A 17,028-nucleotide genomic window follows, 5' to 3' on the forward strand; every position below is an offset into this window, starting at 1 on the left:
CCACCTCTGGTACAATCCCGAGCCTGTACTATAAAACGATTACTAGGAAAAACCTATGCTGAACTGGGCTGATATTGATACGGTGCTGCTGGACATGGACGGTACTTTGCTTGACCTGCACTTTGATAACTATTTCTGGTTACAGCATTTACCGCAGCGCTGGGCCCAGATCAGCGGCATCAGTGTCAGCGATGCAGAAGCACAGTTAAAAGCCGAGTATGCTGAATTAACCGGTAAGCTGGAATGGTATTGCCTGGATTATTGGGGCAAGCGCTTACAGCTGCCGATCACTGAGTTAAAACGCGAGGTGATGCACAAAATAGCCATGCGCGCCGATGTGCCGGCCTTTCTGACGGCGTTAAAACACAGTGGCCGTGACATAGTGCTGGTCACCAATGCCCACCCGGACAGCTTATCGCTGAAAATAGAACGCACTGAGCTGGCCAGCTATATTGATACGCTGATCTCAACCCACGAATTTGGTGTGACGAAAGAAAACTGGGCACTGTGGCAGCGCTTGCAGCAGCGGCTGGGCTTTAACCCCGAGCGGACCTTATTTGTTGATGACAGCCTGCCGATTTTAAAAGCCGCGCAGGATTACGGCATTAAACATTTGCTGGCAGTGGCGAACCCTGACAGCCAGCAACTTAGCCGGCAGATCACTGAATTTCCGGCTATTACCGACTACAGCGTATTGCTGGACGATATCCGCAGCCTCAGAAACTGATACGATAGCGGCCCTGTGTATCCGGCTTACCGAGAAACTGCATGGCCTGGTGTACTTCCCGCGGCATGCTGTCTTGTGGCTTCAGCGTGCCGTTTACCAGCAATTGCTCTGCATTGATCACCGCTTTAATATCCAGCCCCAGCAAGTTAGCGCCATCGGTGGTTAATACTATGCTGCCGTCAGCACAGTTTAAATCGCCAAACAGGCTTTGCAGGTCCAGCCAGGTGCCGGTGGGGGTTTGTAAGCGTGCATCTTGCCAGCTGGCGTTGCCGCTTAACGCTTTACACCAGGGTTGGCCTTGTTGATATTGCGGCACATCCAGCACCAGTTCACCACTGGCTTCTACCGGTAATGGTAGCGGCAACATCGGCAGCAATTGCGCCACCGGCAGTTTGACCAGGGTGTTTTGCAGTGCTGCGCCGGCAAAACCATAATTAGCAATACCGGTAACGTACGGCAGCGCCGTATTTTGTGCACTGCCGCTTTGCAGCTTAAACTGCAGTTTGCCGGTAAATAACTGCCAGCCGTGTAATGTCCAGCGCAAAGTATCAAACTGCAGCTGCTGATAGCGCAGGCCGGCTATTTCGCCCTGCCATAAGGTACCGGACACGGCACCTAACTGCAGTTGCGGCGGTAACGGTGCCAGCTTTAGCCACCAGGCCGCCGGGGTTAACAGCAGCATAAACAGCAAATAACTGCAGACACCGGTAACGATAAGTTTTGTTTTTGTCATCCTGCTTTTATACCTACTCTACGACCATGCGTCTTACCCGCACTATGCCGGGTTTGTCTGCTGTTGCCAGATCGACATTCACCAGGGTTACACCGTGCTGATACTGCAAGGCATGCAGCCAGCCCAACAGTTGCTCGAAACTAACGTCTTCCAGCACCAGGGTCAGTTGCTCATTTTGCGGTTGCATCCGGCTTACTTTAATACCACCGCTGCGCGCACTATTGCTGATAATTTGCGCTAAACTGCCACCGGTGCGGGCCGGCGCAGCACCGGCGGCTTTTAGCTGGGGTATCAGCTGTTGCAACTGGCTGAGTTGATGCTGCGCGCTTTGCAGTTTTTGTTGCTGTGTTTGTTTAGCCTGATGCAGCGGTTGCCACAACAGCCAATAAAACAAGCCAATCACCACTACCACGGCAGCACCGGCCACCAGCCGTTGTTCGCGCTGTTGCAGCCCGGTCCACCAGCTTAAAAACTGTTGTTTCATACTTTGCCCCGCATCGCGACACTGCCCTGTACCTTGCCGCCATCGTTACTCAGCGCACCTTGCTCTACACTAAATCCGGCTTGCTCCAATGCGTTTTTCAGCCGCTCAAAGCTTTGGAAACCGTCGCCTTTAGCTTGAAAACGCAACTCAGCCCGTTTGGCATCAAAGCGTAAGTTTTCCAGGCTGATATCCGGTACCTGCGCCAGTTGTTGCTGTAATTTTGCCAGTAACGCCAGAAAGCTGCGTTCGGCATCAGCACCGCTGGCAGCGGCCAGCTTTTGCTGCAGTTGCAGGTTAAGGTTGACCACCCGCTCACCCGGGAAGGCTTGTTGATACAAGGCCAGGCTTTGCTGCTGCAGCGCCAGGCTTTGCCGGCCCAGTTGCCAGTTAGTGATACCAAGTTGCAGCAAATACAACGTAAGGCACAGGCCGGCGAGGATGGCGCTGCTTTGCCACAGCTGTAGCTGTGGGTTGCTTTGCCGTTTCGGTTTATAGTCGCCCTGTAGCAAATTAAAATCGTTGTGCTGCAGTTGGCCGGCCAGTAACGCCAGCGGCAGCTCGGGCTCGGCAGCCTGATAGGGCTGCAACACTTCTTGCGGCCAGGGGCTGTAGCTGGTCAGCATCGGTAAGGCCGCCAGTTGCAAATAGTCGCCCCACCAGGCGGCGTCAATGGCCGTAACCTGCCAGCTGTTTTGTTTTAACAGCCACTGCTCGTGTAACTGAATACAGGCCGGTAATTGCTGCTCCGGAATTAATAACGCGTCCGGCAGCAGGCGGCTGACACTAAAACCGGCTTGTTGTAACCAATGTAGCCATTGCTCCATTTGTTCATGCCGGCAGACAGCAACTTGCTGGCTGTACTGGCCATCGTGATGCACCAGGTTACCTAAGGCCAAAAACAGCTGCTCGATATCTTCGGCCTGATCTTCTTCCAGCATGTACGGCAGTGCCTGCAACAGCTGGCGGTTGGGTTTGCCGGGCAAGTTAACCTGCTTTAGTACTACATCAGATGCCGGCACCAGGGCTATCACCGGGCGCTGGCCCAGCCGGATGGCTAAGTCAGCCAGCTGGTCTGCACCTGACAATTCGCCACTGGCAATCACTTCTTTGCTATGGCTGGCCCATACCAGCCAGCTGACTGTTTGCTCTGCCCGGCTGCCAAGCCGGATCACCAATTGTTCACTCACTGCTGGCCTCCAAAGCGCCGCGCCAGTACTTTAACCTGGTTATTATCATTTATTTTCAGCACCGACGTTAACACAAAGCCGCTCTCCAAATAAGCCGTTGTTGCCACCAGCCGGAAGCTGTCAGATTTTACTGCCAGCATAGTTTTTACCTCGTCCGGCACTGTGATGCCGGCCAGGATCGGATCTGCCAACAGCGCTTCTGCAGTGGTGAAACCTTCTTCCGGCCGGTTACTGATTAAATCCAGTGCAGCCTGCTCTGTCAGTTCCGGGATCAGTGCCGCCAGCAACACAGCATTATCTTCGGTTAAGGTGTTCACATTTAACAATAGCCGGTTATCTTCCGGCACTACACAGACATACGGCTGCAGCAGTTGATAGTCGTTTGGCGTTAAATCCAGTATTACCCGCAGCTCCGACGGGTCTGCCATCAGCGTATTCGCGCTGTAATAGGCAAAAGGCAGTGCGGCATAATCATCATCTTCTGCGCTGCCGGCCGTGCTGAGCAGGCTGTCTTCATCCAGCCAGTCGCCGATACGGGCGGTGAGATATTCCGCCGGCATACTCAGCTCAGTAATTTTTAGCTCCAGCAAGCGCTGAAAGGCTTTTTGCGCCGCGCTTTGTTCCGGCTGGCCACCGCTTGCCGGGGTAACATTTTGCAACGCGTTTAAATTAAAGCAACTGCGTAAATCACTGATATCACCACTTATGGTGCCGTCCTCTACCGGAAAGGTAGCGCCATTCAGTGCCCAGTCCTGAGACAAATTTACCGTTTCCTGACCGGCAAGGGTGCGCGCCAGTAAGACAGTGGCAAATTGCTCTGCTCCCATGGCATACCACAAGGCCTGTTGCTGCTGTTGCATGTTCTGTTGGCGTTGCAACTGCAGTTGTAGCCGGCCGGTCATATTGACTGCTATCACCACCACGATGGCGATAATCATTAACACCGCTACCAGCGCGACGCCCTGTTGTTTACGCCGCACTATCATTCTATGCCGCCTTCACTGACAACGGCATCCGGCAGCATAAAAATACGCTCCAACCGGCCAAGGTTTTCATCAATCAGGGTTACCCTTACGGCGGCCGGGAAATTGGCGTCCTGCCAGCGCTCCTGCCATTCTTCGCCCTGCAGATAATGCACTTCAAAGCCGGTCAGGTTGCTTTGCAGCAGCTGTATTTTCGGCTCGGTGCCGGTAACTGCATCCGGATACAAGCTAAACAGCCGCTGCAAGTTGCCTTCCTGTAAACGGTAGGCCACGGTTTGAATTTCGCTGCGCGGCAATATCATGCCGGGGTTACGCCAGCCCTGGCGGGTAAAACTTACGCCGTGATCTTCGCTATCGAGTAAAAATTTTTCGCCGAACAGGCGGAATTTTTGCGGTGCTTCACCGTCAATCCGCACATGTCGCACACTGATCTGCATAAAATCACGTTCCAGCATCAGCATAGTGCGCTGTAATTGCACCAGACGCTCACTGGCTTGCTGCGACAATTCATCGCTTTGCGTTACGCTGCTGAGAATCGCAACCGAAGCCAGACCCACCAGCGCGAAAATAGCTGCCGCCAGCAGCATTTCAATAAAGGTAAAACCGCCGTTAGCCTTAACCACCGGGCTTACCTTTATAGCTTTGTAACTGGTACAACACCTGATCCGGCGTTTCGGCCAGGCTAACGCTGATTTGCACCAGGCGTAAGTCGTCATCCGGCAGCTTGCTCAGCTGTTGTTGCCATAACCATTGCCGGTTCGCCATCTCGACCTGCTGCTGCGATTTTTCCTTACCCGGCCAGTCCTTATCCAATAACGCCTGCTGCATTTGGTTATTGGCGATATAGCTGGCGATGGTTAAATCATCCAGTTGGCTCAAACTGCGGATATGCGCCGAACTGGCTTGCATAATGGCCATGCCGGCGGTGGCAAAAATCGCCATTGCTACCAATAGCTCCAGCAAGGTAAAGCCATTGCGTTTCATGGCAGTTCCGTCGATACCGGCGTGCGGTTTAGTGGTATGGCAAAATCCGTACTGACGCTGCTGTACAGCGGAGTCAGGTCTGAGTTTTCTGCCAGCAGCAGCTGAAACGGACTGATTTCACCGGACGACAAAATAAACACCTGCGGCAGCACCGGTATGTCGGCGTTCTCATCGGTTTGCTCGTCGTCATCCAACTGCCAGTCCAATTGGCTGAGTAAGTTGCTGTCTTCTCCGGCCAGGCCTTCCAGTTCCAGCTTCAGGCTGATATCGGCCGGCAACTTATGTTGTTTCAACCCGGCCGGTTCTTCTGCCGCCAGCCATTTCGCATCCTTGTTGCTGTAATATAAAAAGCCGTAACGGTCCGGCAGGATATACAAACCCCATTCCTGTTGTTTTAGCAGCGCGGTTTCGGCAACAAAGTGGAAAATTTGCTGAAACCGTTCGGCTTCTTTTTCTAAGCGTTCTTCGCGTGACTCGCCGCTGAAATTCATTACCACTGTGGTTGCCAGCAAACCAATTAACAGCATGACCAGCATTACCTCTACTAAGGTAAAGCCGGTTTGCTCACGCTTTATTGCCGGCAGCAACAGCATTAGTTATTGTTGCTCTGGTTCGCATCCAGGTTCCAGTTACCGATGTCATCGTCGGTACCGGCGGTGCGATCCGGGCCTTTACTGAGAATATCAATACGACCGACCTGACCCGGGCTTACCAGAATATAATCTTCGTCCCACGGATCTTTCGGCAAGCGGCGGATAAAGCCACCTTCCGGAAACGAGCGCGGTACCGGCTGTGAGGTGGGCGCAGTAACTAATGCCTGCATACCTTGTTCAGTGGTGGGGTAAAAGCCGTTACGCAAGCGATACATATCCAGTGCGCTTTCTAACTGCTGAATATCCACCACCGCTTTTTGCCGCGCTGCTTGTTCCTGGTTGCCTATCAGGTTTGGTACCACCATACTGGCAATAATGCCCAGTATTACAATAACCACCATCACTTCTAACAGCGTAAAACCGCGTTGCGCTGTTGTTTTGAGTTGCTTAACCATATTAACCACCACCTACCATATTGTTTAACGCTAAGATCGGCTGCAAAATCGCCATCACAATAAATAACACCATACCGGCCATTACCGCTACCAGCACCGGTTCAAACACTTTTAATGACACTGTCACCAGGGTTTCAAATTCACGATCCTGGGTGTTGGCGGCCCGCTCCAGCATGGAATCGAGCTGGCCGCTTTTTTCGCCGCTGGCAATCATATGCAGCATCATCGGCGGAAACAACTTGGTTTGCTCCAGCGCGTTGCGCAGTGAGGTACCTTCACGCACCCGTGCGGTAGCATCAGTGACAGCTTGCTTCATAAAGGTATTGCTCAGCACGTCGGCACTGATACGCATCGCTTCCAGCAACGGCACGGCTGACGCATTCAGAATACTTAAAGTCCGGGCAAACCGCGCGGTATTCAGCCCCTTGGTGACTTTACCCATAATCCGGCTTTTCAGTACCAGTTTGTCCCAGCGAAACCGCACCGTCGGTTTGAGCAGGGCGCGCTTAAACAGCACCAGACCCAGCATAATACCAATCAATACAAAGATGCCGTAAGCGCGCAAAAAATCGCTGGCAGCAATTAAAAACAAGGTGGAACCGGGCAGGCTTTGGCCCATATGCTCAAACTGGCCGACAATTTTCGGCACTACCGCCGCTAATAAAATAGAAATAACCAGCACTGCAAAGCAGGTAAGAATAATAGGGTACAACAATGCCTGCAGAATTTGGCTGCGCATATGTTGGCGCTGCTCAGTGTAATCCGCCAATCGGTTTAATACCTGGTCTAGATGGCCGGATTTTTCCCCCGCCGCCACCATAGAGCGAAACAGGTGGTCAAACACATAAGGAAACTCAGCTAAACCCTCTGCCAGGCTGTAGCCCTCTACCACCTTAGAGCGCACGGCCATCATCATATTGGTCAACCGCGGCTTATCGCACTGCTCGGCCACGGCTAACAGCGCGCTTTCAATCGGCAACGCCGCTTCTACCAAGGTGGCTAACTGGCGGGTAATTAATGCCAGCTCAGAGGCAGAAATATTGCGTTTAAACCATTGTTTGCCCGACGCCAGCAGCTTTTCCTGCTGTGACGCCAGCGCCACGCTAACCGGGGTTAGTTTTTGCTCGCGTAGCAAAGACCTGGCATGGCGGGCGTTATCTGCTTCCAGCACACCTTTGGCGTTTTTGCCACGCGCATCCAACGCCTGATATTCAAACGCCGCCATTACACATCCTCACGCGTTACGCGCAGCACTTCTTCCAGCGTGGTTTCACCTTTGAGCACTTTACTGAAACCATCAGCGCGGATGCTGGGGCTATGCTGGCGTACGTATTTTTCTATCGCCTGCTCGCCTTTGCCGTTATGAATAAGTTCGCGAATATGTTCATCTACCAACAGCAGTTCATGGATACCGGTACGGCCACGATAGCCGGTGTGGTTACAGTGTTCACAGCCGCGGGCACGGTAGATCAGCACACCTTCTTTTTTAGTTACGCTGAGTAAATTGCGCTCTTCTTTATCCGGCTCGTGTGCTTCTTTGCAGTGCGGACATAAGGTGCGAACCAGCCGCTGCGCCAGTACGCCAAGTAAACTGGAGGATAATAAAAACGCTTCTACGCCCATATCTTCCAGCCGCGTTATCGCGCCGGCTGCCGTGTTGGTGTGCAAAGTAGATAACACTAAGTGGCCGGTTAAACTGGCCTGCACCGCAATTTGCGCAGTTTCCAGATCGCGTATTTCACCCACCATCACTACATCCGGATCCTGGCGCAAAATGGCGCGCAAACCACGGGCGAAGGTCATGCTAACCTTGGTATTGACCTGGGTTTGGCCGATGCCTTCCAGCTCGTATTCAATAGGATCTTCTACGGTAAGAATATTACGGTCTTTAGTGTTAATTTCAGTTAAACCGGCATACAAAGTGGTACTTTTACCGGAACCGGTTGGGCCTGTTACCAGAATAATACCGTGCGGCTTTAAGATCAGCTGCGAGAACGCCTGCTGTACCGACAGTGTCATGCCAAGGTCGGCTAAATTCAGGTGTGAATTGTTCTTATCCAGTAAACGCATTACCACCCGTTCGCCATGGCTGGAGGGCATGGTTGATACCCGCACATCCACAGCCCGGCCGGCAATACGTAAACTGATACGGCCATCCTGCGGCACGCGTTTCTCGGCAATATCCAGTTTGGCCATAACCTTAATGCGCGATACCAGCAAGCTGGATAAGCGCCGGTTAGGCCGCAGTACTTCACGCAAGATACCGTCTACGCGGAAGCGTACTATTAAGGCTTTTTCAAAGGTTTCGACATGAATATCTGACGCGCCTAACTTAATGGCTTCGCCCAGCATGGCGTTAATCAATTTGATAATGGGCGCGTCGTCTTCGTTTTCCAGTAAGTCTTCGCTTTCCTGAATATCATCGGCCAGTGAGGCTAAATTTACCTCATTGCCGATGTCTTCCATCAGTTGCTGCGCCTCTGACGAATCACGCTGATAGCAAGCTTCCAGCATGGCTTCAAACTCTACCGCGGATAAACGCTGCAGGACAAAGGGCTCGGCCAGTACGCGGCGCACTTCCAACACCGCAGCCGGCGCTGTGGCCGTATGAATGTACAGCTGCCAACCGTGGGCTTGTTGTTGCAGCAGCACACCATGGCGTTTGGCAAAGCCAAAGGGTAAGCGGATCCGGCTGCTGGCGGGTTTTACCTGCTCTGTATCCAGCGTGTCCATTAGTCCTGTTTCCCTTGCTCAGTAACCGCAGGCGGCTGTTGTTCCTGCATATACTCATCAAACGTTGGCGGCAACGCCAGTGAGTCGTCCCACTGCGGCAACACGACCTGTTTGGTATTCGGCATTAAGCGGATGCCTACTTCTTCGCGTTTTAGCTGCTCAGCGCGGATATAGTTGTATTTGGTTTTTGAGATACCGGAAATAGCCGAACCTTCGCGTACTATGGTGGCTTTAATAAATACCATCAGATTACGCTTTTGTTTGGTGACACTGGTCGACTTAAACAAATGGCCTAAAATAGGAATGTCGCCTAAAATAGGCACCTTAGATTCACTTTCCTGCACATCTTCATCAATTAAACCGCCCAGTACCACAGTGGCGCCATCATCTGCCATCACGGTAGTTTTAATTTCGCGTTTATTAATGGTGATATCCACGGCGGTAGCACCGCCGATGCTGGACACTTCCTGCTCAATGGTCAGTTGTACTGCATCACCTTCGTTAATTTGCGGCGTAACTTTAAGTTTAATACCCACTTCCTGGCGTTGTACCTGCTGGAACGGGTTAGTGTTATTTGAGCCGGTGGTAGAGCCGGTAATTACCGGTACTTCCTGACCTACGAGGAAGAAGGCTTCCTGGTTATCCATTGTAGTAATATGCGGCGTGGCCAGTACATTGGAGTTGGTGCTGGTGCGCACTGCCTGTAAAATAGCCGCCCAATCGCCTTTATAAAAGCCCATCATAGCGCCGTTTAAACCACTCAACACATTTGCCAATGCAGAATAATCGCGGTTAGAGTCGGGTACGCTGGTAACAACTTCCCGGCCATCTATAATAGTTGTAGTTGTAGAACCTTTGGTAACTTGTGATGCCACAGCAGCACCACCAGCGACACTGATAATAGGGATAGTATTACCATTACTAAAGTTGGTGCCACCACCATTAGCATTTAACCATTGCACGCCAAAGTCAGTGCCATCACCTTCAAAGACTTCGACAATAATGGCCTCTACCAGCACCTGAGCGCGGCGGATATCCAGTTGGCGCAACACTTCTTCTAACGAGCGCATCATATCCGGTTGGGCGGTGATCACCAGCGAGTTGCTGTCGTCATGCGCTTCTATACTAATGGTGCGGCCGGTATTCGCTGCCGCGCCACGTCCGCCCTGGCCACCGGCAGCACCCGCACCACCCTGCACTTCGGCGACTATAGACTCGCTAACGCCTTTTAATACCGGCACCAGCTCTTCCGCTTTAGCATATTTTAAGTAAAACACCCGGGTATTGCCGCTGGTTTGCAGTTCGCTGTCCAGCCGTTTTGCCAGCTCGATCACCCGCTGCCGTGCCTGCAATTCACCGCTGACAATTACGCTGTTGGTGCGCTCATCGGCCACAATACGTGGTACCAGAAAATCCGGCTGATCGGCACGGCCCTGGCTTTTATAAATGTTCTCCAGAATACGCACGATTTCCGGCGCAGACGCATACTGTAGCTTGACGATTTCCAGCTCCTGGTCGCCGGCTTTATCTACCCGTTGAATAATATCTACCAGCCGGTTAACCACGGCAGCCGGGCCGGTCATCATAATCACGTTCGACGGGTCGTAGTTTACTACGTGGCCGCCACCGGCTTGGTTACTGAACTGACGCAGTAACGGTGCCAGCTCGCGCACCGACACATTGCGTACCTGCACCACCCGGGTAACCATTTCGTCGCCCTGGCCCGGTGCGTCATCAGAAACCACCGGAATATTGCTGGTTTTGGCGTCTTTGTTGCGTACCACCTTTAACACGCCATTGTCCATTTCCACCACGGCAAAGCTGTACACTTCCAGCACATTCAGGAAGAACTGATAGTACTGTTGCTCATTGAGCATTTCGTAACTGCGTACGTTAATGCGACCGCGCACTTGGGGGTCGACAATGATGGTTTTTTTCAGGTTCATACCAACGATATTAATAAATTCATTAATATCGGTACCTTTGAAGTTAGGTGAGTACATCACCTCTTCCTGTGCTACCACAGTAACGCCGGGAATAACAACAGTCAGCGCGGCGGCGACCAGTAGGCTGGCCAGCGAGCGGCGGGAGAAAAAAGCAGATTGCCCTGATTTCATTAGCTTATAACCAATTAATTTTAATAATTATTGTGACAGGTTCACCAGAATATCTCTGATCTCACCATCGCGTTCTATTTTAATTGCCGCTTCTTTGGCGTCGCGTAACTCGTTAATTACGCTCATTGCCTGCTGCATATCATTTAGCTGAATACCGTTAATTTCTATTGCCAGGTCATTGGCTTGTAAGCCAAGCTGGGTAAACAAAGCCGGATCTTTACCCGGCATCAGCCGATAGCCGGCCAACTGACCGTTCGGCCGGTGTGGTGTAACACGGATATAGTCAAAAAACTTCATTGGCTCAGCAATCAGTTCATCGCGGTGCAACTCTAAAGTTTCGTTAGCTTGCATCGGTGCCATCTCCATTGGCTCCGGCACCGGGGCCATATCCATGTTTTCTTCTATGCCTTGCTCATCAGCACGGCCTAAACCGGCATTTGCCCGGGCAATTTTAGTGTATTCAATGCCATCGAGCATCAGGGTTTCATAGCGGCCGGCTTGTTGCAATAAGACTCTGTCAACTAACACCTGCTTTAACACCGCATTGGTGCCCTCTATGGTGTCGTCAACGGCATAGGTTGCCTCGGCGCCGCGGCTTTCAATAATGGCACTGCCCTGGCCCGGGTTGGCCGTCATAGCGACTAAACCGGTCAGTTTGACATTCAATTGGGTCTTCGGCGCTTCAGCGACCACCGGTACCGGTTCTGTGCTGGCTTGCGCGGAGGCCTTGCCAAACAAAGAGAAACTCAGCAGCGAAGTTAAGTTAACAGCGCCACGTTGCGGTTCCACACCGGCATTGGTGCCGGACAGTGGCAAAGGTGTGGCAGTGGGGGGGGGCACCAGTTGCCAACTTAACCGCGCAAGCAGCCATGCCAATAGCAACACTAAGATCAGGTTCAGTATCAGCTGTACCCGATGCAGTGGTATTTGTTGTAGTCGCGTCACTATTTGCTGTGTGTCTGCTAACGGCTTCATTGCGCACTTCTATATCTGTAAACGATGTCAGTAAACGAAATTCTGTTGTCCGGCAAAAGAATCTCTGAATTTATAAAACGGAATTCTACGTTAAAAACCAAATTTATCTTACCCGGTTGTGCTGTAACCAACAAGCCGCTGCTGCATATTTACAACATATTAACGGTGTTTTTCGTGTTAGTACCGCCAAAACAGCCAGTTTGGCACTATAATGGCGAACTTAGTTCAGCAACACAGTGTAAATTATGGCACCAGCAAAACTATCAGATCAGTCTGAAGTCCCCGCATTACGGTTAGATAAATGGCTGTGGGCCTGTCGCTTCTATAAAACCCGTAGTTTGGCTAAAGAGATGATCGACGGCGGTAAAGTACATTATAATGGTCAGCGCTGCAAAGCCAGCAGAACCGTTGAACCCGGCGCGACAATACGTATCAGCCAGGGGGTAGACGAAAAGGTGGTGTTGGTACTGGGTTTATCTGACAAGCGGCTGGCAGCACCTTTGGCGCAGGCCTTGTATGAAGAGACCGCAGACAGCATAGCGCAACGCGCTGCACGCGCCGAGCTGCGCAAAACCAACAGCCTGTTTGCACCGCATCCGGACACTAAACCTGACAAAAAAGAGCGGCGTAAGTTACTTTTATTAAAATCGCAGCAGTAAGAGAGCAGCATGGACTCAGATAAGTTATATCGTTTTATATTTCAGCAAAAGCATGTGCGCGGCGAATTGGTGCAGCTGTCTGCCAGCTTGGATCAGATGTTACTGCAGCACGATTATCCACAGCCGGTAAAGCAGTTGCTGGCAGAATTAGTCGCAGCCACCAGCTTGTTAACGGCGACGTTGAAATTTGACGGTGATATTGCTGTGCAGGTGCAGGGCGACGGCCCGGTGCGCTTTGCGGCGGTAAACGGCACAGATCAGCAACAGTTTCGCGGTGTAGTACGGATGCAGTCTGAGCTGCAGGGTGACAGTTTCCGCAGTTTGATTGGCGAAGGCTATATGCTGGTAACTATTACGCCGAAACAGGGCGAGCGTTATCAGGGTATTATTCCGCTCACCGGGGATAGTTTAACCAGTACACTGGAAGCCTACTTTGCTCAATCAGAGCAATTACCCACCAGGTTATATTTGTATACCGACATTCAGCAGCAACAAAACCGTGCTGCCGGCTTTATGCTGCAGGTATTGCCGGTAGAGCAACACAAAGCCAAAGCCGATTTTGCTGATTTGGTGATGCTGAGTGACACCCTTACCCAAGATGAGATCTTTAATTTGCCGGCCGAACAGTTGCTCTACCGGTTGTTTCATCAGGAAGAAGTGGAGTTGTTTACGCCGCAGGGCGTCAGTTTTGTCTGTGGTTGTTCACGCGAGAAATGCAGTGCAGCTATTATCAGCCTGGGTACCGAGGTGATTAATGAGCACATTGCCGAGGGTAAGCTGGATATCAGTTGTGAATACTGCAATACCACCTATCAGTTTGACAGTGCTGACTTAACTGCTTTATTACAGCAGCTGTAACAGCTTGCTGAGCGTTTTCGCCAAGAACCCTTTTAGTGTGAAACAGTTACCTGTAAACAGGTAACTGTTTCACTTCATCTGCTGGCTACCAGCCATCCTTACGTTACAGCTGCAACATAAATCTATTTATATTCAACATCTTATCAATTAATACAATTCTGGCACGGCTTTGGCAGTAGTACAGGCGTAGTTTTTTACATATCTGTGCCATAGCGCACTAAGGAGCAAACTATGTTGGGTTGGGCATTAACATTTTTAATTATTGCACTTATCGCCGCTGTACTGGGCTTTGGTGGCATTGCCGGTGCGGCTGCCGGTATAGCCAAGGTAATCTTTTTTATCTTTATCGTGCTGCTGGTTATTTCTTTGCTGGTCAACGCATTACGCGGTAAATCGCCCAAGCTGTAATTTTTCTGTTGAAGAGGACTAAGTATGACATTGAGTAATTTATTATTTCGCCTGCTGCTGGTAACGGTAATGACGTTTTCTGTAGTCGCCTGTGGTGACAATGATGCCGAAGATGCCGGTGAAAAAATTGATGAAGTCGTTACCGATGCCGGTAATAAGGTCGAAGATTTGTGTGAAGATGTGAAAGACAAAGCTGACGCTGAAGATAAAGACTGTTAAGACTAAGGCAGCAGCATAGTATGCTGCTGCCTGCTGCCTGCTGTTAGCTGCCGCTGTTCACGGCTCGGTTTGCTGATATTTATCCAGCTTGTTGTACAGTGTTTTTACGCTGATACCTAATTGCCGCGCCGTGTCGGTTTTATTACCGGCGTTTTGTTCCAGCGTATTTAAAATCGCCGCTTTTTCCAACTCTTCCAGCGGCAAACCGCACGGTACTTCGGCCAGACATTGGTCCATATCGTTGTCCGTTGGGCTGTCCAGTAGCAAATGTTCCGGTTGGATTAGGGTATCGGCGAGAATATAAGCGCGCTCGATGGCATGTTTTAATTCGCGCACATTGCCCGGCCAATTGTGGCTGGCAATTAACGCCAGGGTGTCTGCTGCCAGCTGTTTTTGCTGCTGTTCCTGAGCATTGCGATAAGCCAGAAAATGCAGCGCCAAACCACAGATATCATCACCGCGATCCCGTAGTGGCGGTACCTGCACCGGAAACTGTGCTAAGCGGAAATATAAATCCTCCCGCAGTACGCCCTCAGCAATAGCCTGTTGCGGATCACGGTTAGTCGCCGCCACTATACGCACATTAGCCTGCTGCACTTTGTCACTGCCCACCGGCCGGTACTCACCACTTTCCAGTACCCGTAATAATTTAACCTGCTGCTCCGGCTGCATTTCGGTTACTTCATCCAAAAACAGCGTGCCGCCTTCAGCTTGCGCAAACACGCCCTGGTGGTCGCGCAGCGCACCGGTAAAAGCCCCTTTGGTATGGCCAAACAGTTCGCTGTCAACTAACTCCGGACTCAGCGCGCCGCAATTAATCGCAACAAAAGGTTGCTCAGCACGGTGACTGGCTAAATGCAGGGTATTAGCAACCAGCTCTTTCCCGGCTCCGCTCTCACCGGCAATCAGTACGTTGGCCTCTGTAACGGCAACTTTACGTAAAGTACGGTACAGCTTTAACATAGCGCGCGACGAGCCGACCAGTAAACCAAATTGATCTAAGGCGCTGGCATTGGCACAGGCCGGCTGTTGTTTGTCGCTTAGTTGCTGATAAAAGTCCTGCAAGGTGTCAAGAATACAAGCTATGTCCAGCGGCCGGCGAAAGTGATAACCGGCGCCGCCGCGCATCAGTTTATCCAGCACCGGATCCGGATGGCCGTCACTGACCAGAATAAAATCAATTTCAGCCAACAGCTTGCTGGCGGTTAAGCGCTGATAGTCAACTTCACTATGTTGATCTGCCTGAATAAACGCCAGGTCGCAGGGCTGTTGTATCAGTTGCTCTGACCAGGGCGCGGTATCGCTGCTTCTTACCACTACGAAGCGGCGTACAGCAGCGGATTGCAGCAACTGTGTTGCCAGTTCAGTGTCCTGTACATGCAAAAATAACCGTGGTTGTGTCATTTATCTGCTCTCAGTTGTGATGTTTGACTCTGGCTCAGCAGCGTTATCGTACTCAAAATCAATACAGAGACGGTCATTAAAATACAGAAACTACTCAATGTCGGTACAAAAATCACTCCGCGCCAGTTTAGTGGAATACTGCTGTATCAGTACTGTAAATTTAACAATATCAATGGGTAGAAGTTACCGGTTGTTGCGGCCTGAAAGCCAAGCAAGCAAAAAATGCTGTGTTAAATCAAAATATTACACTTTGGTATATGAATTGAATATGAACTTTGGCAGTTATAAGCATAAGGACAAACATCATGGGATATCCAAGCTCAGTGCCAACAGACCAACTTAGTGTAGCAGAAGCCCGTATGCTGCATGCCGCATATTCAGTATGCATTGAAGCACAGCAATTTTTCCGCGAGGCGGCGGCGCAGATTAACAATAGCAATTTACGCTATAAATTTCTGCAACTGGCTAAAATGCATTGCAAAGCGGCGCAACGTTTACCGGCGGCAGATTGCGAGGCGTTAACGGTGCCGGAGTACAACAGTGAATTGGCTGCGGTACAGTTTTGGTATTTACATCAAGCCACTGCCTTATCTGAGCCGTCGTTGCAGCAGCCTATACTGACAGAACTTGCCGGCCTGCTACAGCAACAACTGCGTGTATTGAGGCAGCTTGCCACTTTACTGCACAACAACGAAGCCAGAGTGGTGCTGGCGCAGTTAGCAGCTGAGCTGCAAATAAGCAGCGACCAGTTGCAGCCACTCCTGAAAGTTTTACCGCCAAATGGGCAATAAATACAAATAAAAAGTTAACACTAAATGAACGAATAAATAATTTTGTTTAAAAACATATGGTTAATTTCTGGCATTAAACTGGCATTAGCTTTATCGTCTCACTACAAAGGAGCGACAACATGAAACGTACAACTTTAACAATGATGATGGCTTTGGCATTAACCACAACAGCAGTTGCTGCCAACGACTGGAAAGACGGCGCTAAAGATGCGTGGATTGACGGTAAAGCTGAAACTACGCTGTTGTTAAACGGCAACTTAAATTCGTTTGATATTAATACCGACGTGAAAAACGGTGCGGTAACGCTAACCGGTAAAGTGGAAAATGAAGTTGATAAAGCACTGGCGGAAGAGCTGATTGAAAACCTGGACGGTGTCACCGGGGTGGATAATCAACTGACCGTGGTGGCATCCGGCAACAAAGGCAACAAAGCCGGTGATAAAGATAACAGCGGCTTAAAAGACGCAAAAATTGCGACTGTGGTAAAAACCCGCTTGTTGTTTGAATCAGAAGTCAGCGGCACCGCTATTGATGTTGATGCTGAGAACGGTGTGGTAACGCTGCAGGGTGAAGTTGATTCTGCTGCCGAGAAAGATTTAGCCGTGGCGATAGCGAAAAATACCGCTGATGTCAGCCGGGTGATAGACAAACTGCAAGTTGCACAGTAAGCAGAAGTTGCGCAGTAATCACCGCTGAGTAAATTAACCGCCGATCTGCG

General features: G+C 50.8%; 20 protein-coding genes. 7 read left to right on the plus strand and 13 right to left on the minus strand.

What is annotated here, in order from left to right:
• The first annotated feature begins 55 nt into the window (after positions 1 to 55).
• Entirely contained in the window at positions 56 to 727 is a 672-nt protein-coding gene (gene yrfG, locus ACTZWV_RS18640) for a GMP/IMP nucleotidase (protein ID WP_444787994.1), read from the plus strand.
• On the opposite strand, the gene ACTZWV_RS18645 is transcribed toward yrfG, so the two are convergent.
• Genes ACTZWV_RS18645 through gspC form a run of 12 tightly spaced genes read right to left on the minus strand, consistent with a single transcriptional unit; the run spans position 717 to position 11,971 of the window.
• Complete coding sequence (locus ACTZWV_RS18645; RefSeq protein ID WP_444787995.1) at positions 717 to 1,460, minus strand: type II secretion system protein N; 744 nt, start codon at positions 1,458 to 1,460, stop codon at positions 717 to 719. The genes yrfG and ACTZWV_RS18645 overlap by 11 nt on opposite strands.
• Positions 1,461 to 1,473: 13 nt before the next feature.
• A complete protein-coding gene (gene gspM, locus ACTZWV_RS18650) occupies positions 1,474 to 1,944 on the minus strand; it encodes a type II secretion system protein GspM (RefSeq protein WP_444787996.1) in 471 nt (156 codons plus the stop codon).
• Positions 1,941 to 3,131 carry a type II secretion system protein GspL gene (gspL, locus tag ACTZWV_RS18655; protein WP_444787997.1) on the minus strand — a complete coding sequence of 397 codons (1,191 nt, stop codon included), beginning with the start codon at positions 3,129 to 3,131 and terminating at the stop codon, positions 1,941 to 1,943. Before gspL ends, gspM begins: the two co-directional genes overlap by 4 nt.
• The gene (gene gspK, locus ACTZWV_RS18660; RefSeq protein ID WP_444787998.1) at positions 3,128 to 4,117 is read right to left on the minus strand and encodes a type II secretion system minor pseudopilin GspK; all 990 of its coding nucleotides are present in this window, start codon (positions 4,115 to 4,117) and stop codon (positions 3,128 to 3,130) included. The genes gspL and gspK overlap by 4 nt, the downstream gene beginning before the upstream one ends.
• Positions 4,114 to 4,737: a type II secretion system minor pseudopilin GspJ gene (gspJ, locus tag ACTZWV_RS18665; protein WP_444787999.1), complete on the minus strand. Its 624-nt coding sequence runs from the start codon at positions 4,735 to 4,737 to the stop codon at positions 4,114 to 4,116. Before gspJ ends, gspK begins: the two co-directional genes overlap by 4 nt.
• Entirely contained in the window at positions 4,730 to 5,098 is a 369-nt protein-coding gene (gene gspI / locus ACTZWV_RS18670; RefSeq protein ID WP_444788000.1) for a type II secretion system minor pseudopilin GspI, read from the minus strand. Before gspI ends, gspJ begins: the two co-directional genes overlap by 8 nt.
• Complete coding sequence (gene gspH / locus ACTZWV_RS18675) at positions 5,095 to 5,691, minus strand: type II secretion system minor pseudopilin GspH (protein WP_444788001.1); 597 nt, start codon at positions 5,689 to 5,691, stop codon at positions 5,095 to 5,097. The genes gspI and gspH overlap by 4 nt, the downstream gene beginning before the upstream one ends.
• On the minus strand, positions 5,691 to 6,146 hold the full coding sequence (gspG, locus tag ACTZWV_RS18680) for a type II secretion system major pseudopilin GspG (RefSeq protein ID WP_444788002.1): 456 nt from the start codon (positions 6,144 to 6,146) through the stop codon (positions 5,691 to 5,693). Before gspG ends, gspH begins: the two co-directional genes overlap by 1 nt.
• 1 nt (position 6,147) lies before the next feature.
• Positions 6,148 to 7,371 carry a type II secretion system inner membrane protein GspF gene (gene gspF, locus ACTZWV_RS18685; protein ID WP_444788003.1) on the minus strand — a complete coding sequence of 408 codons (1,224 nt, stop codon included), beginning with the start codon at positions 7,369 to 7,371 and terminating at the stop codon, positions 6,148 to 6,150.
• Complete coding sequence (gene gspE, locus ACTZWV_RS18690) at positions 7,371 to 8,879, minus strand: type II secretion system ATPase GspE (protein WP_444788004.1); 1,509 nt, start codon at positions 8,877 to 8,879, stop codon at positions 7,371 to 7,373. The genes gspF and gspE overlap by 1 nt, the downstream gene beginning before the upstream one ends.
• Complete coding sequence (gene gspD / locus ACTZWV_RS18695) at positions 8,879 to 10,996, minus strand: type II secretion system secretin GspD (protein WP_444788005.1); 2,118 nt, start codon at positions 10,994 to 10,996, stop codon at positions 8,879 to 8,881. Before gspD ends, gspE begins: the two co-directional genes overlap by 1 nt.
• Before the next feature lie 27 nt (positions 10,997 to 11,023).
• Positions 11,024 to 11,971, minus strand: coding sequence for a type II secretion system protein GspC (gspC, locus tag ACTZWV_RS18700; protein ID WP_444788006.1), 948 nt, complete (start codon positions 11,969 to 11,971; stop codon positions 11,024 to 11,026).
• Positions 11,972 to 12,216: 245 nt separating this feature from the next.
• Between gspC and hslR the strand changes: the two genes are divergently transcribed.
• From hslR to ACTZWV_RS18720, 4 genes are all read left to right on the plus strand, one after another.
• Complete coding sequence (hslR, locus tag ACTZWV_RS18705) at positions 12,217 to 12,630, plus strand: ribosome-associated heat shock protein Hsp15 (protein WP_444788007.1); 414 nt, start codon at positions 12,217 to 12,219, stop codon at positions 12,628 to 12,630.
• A gap of 9 nt (positions 12,631 to 12,639) precedes the next feature.
• Complete coding sequence (hslO, locus tag ACTZWV_RS18710) at positions 12,640 to 13,488, plus strand: Hsp33 family molecular chaperone HslO (protein ID WP_444788008.1); 849 nt, start codon at positions 12,640 to 12,642, stop codon at positions 13,486 to 13,488.
• Positions 13,489 to 13,719: 231 nt separating this feature from the next.
• Positions 13,720 to 13,896 (plus strand): DUF1328 domain-containing protein, encoded by a 177-nt coding sequence (locus ACTZWV_RS18715; RefSeq protein ID WP_444788009.1) that lies wholly within the window; start codon positions 13,720 to 13,722, stop codon positions 13,894 to 13,896.
• A 24-nt stretch (positions 13,897 to 13,920) separates the two neighbouring features.
• Positions 13,921 to 14,115 carry a hypothetical protein gene (locus ACTZWV_RS18720; protein WP_444788010.1) on the plus strand — a complete coding sequence of 65 codons (195 nt, stop codon included), beginning with the start codon at positions 13,921 to 13,923 and terminating at the stop codon, positions 14,113 to 14,115.
• 57 nt (positions 14,116 to 14,172) lie between these two features.
• Here the strand turns inward: ACTZWV_RS18720 and ACTZWV_RS18725 are convergent, their stop codons facing one another.
• The gene (locus ACTZWV_RS18725; RefSeq protein WP_444788011.1) at positions 14,173 to 15,519 is read right to left on the minus strand and encodes a sigma-54 interaction domain-containing protein; all 1,347 of its coding nucleotides are present in this window, start codon (positions 15,517 to 15,519) and stop codon (positions 14,173 to 14,175) included.
• 305 nt (positions 15,520 to 15,824) lie between these two features.
• Between ACTZWV_RS18725 and ACTZWV_RS18730 the strand changes: the two genes are divergently transcribed.
• Together ACTZWV_RS18730 and ACTZWV_RS18735 are read left to right on the plus strand one after the other, a co-directional pair.
• Positions 15,825 to 16,310 carry a hypothetical protein gene (locus tag ACTZWV_RS18730; protein WP_444788012.1) on the plus strand — a complete coding sequence of 162 codons (486 nt, stop codon included), beginning with the start codon at positions 15,825 to 15,827 and terminating at the stop codon, positions 16,308 to 16,310.
• Between the two features lie 119 nt (positions 16,311 to 16,429).
• Positions 16,430 to 16,978: a BON domain-containing protein gene (locus ACTZWV_RS18735; protein ID WP_444788013.1), complete on the plus strand. Its 549-nt coding sequence runs from the start codon at positions 16,430 to 16,432 to the stop codon at positions 16,976 to 16,978.
• Positions 16,979 to 17,028: the final 50 nt, after the last annotated feature.

Origin of the sequence: Rheinheimera sp. NSM (genome assembly GCF_052380015.1) — a bacterium.
Taxonomy (GTDB): domain Bacteria; phylum Pseudomonadota; class Gammaproteobacteria; order Enterobacterales; family Alteromonadaceae; genus Alishewanella.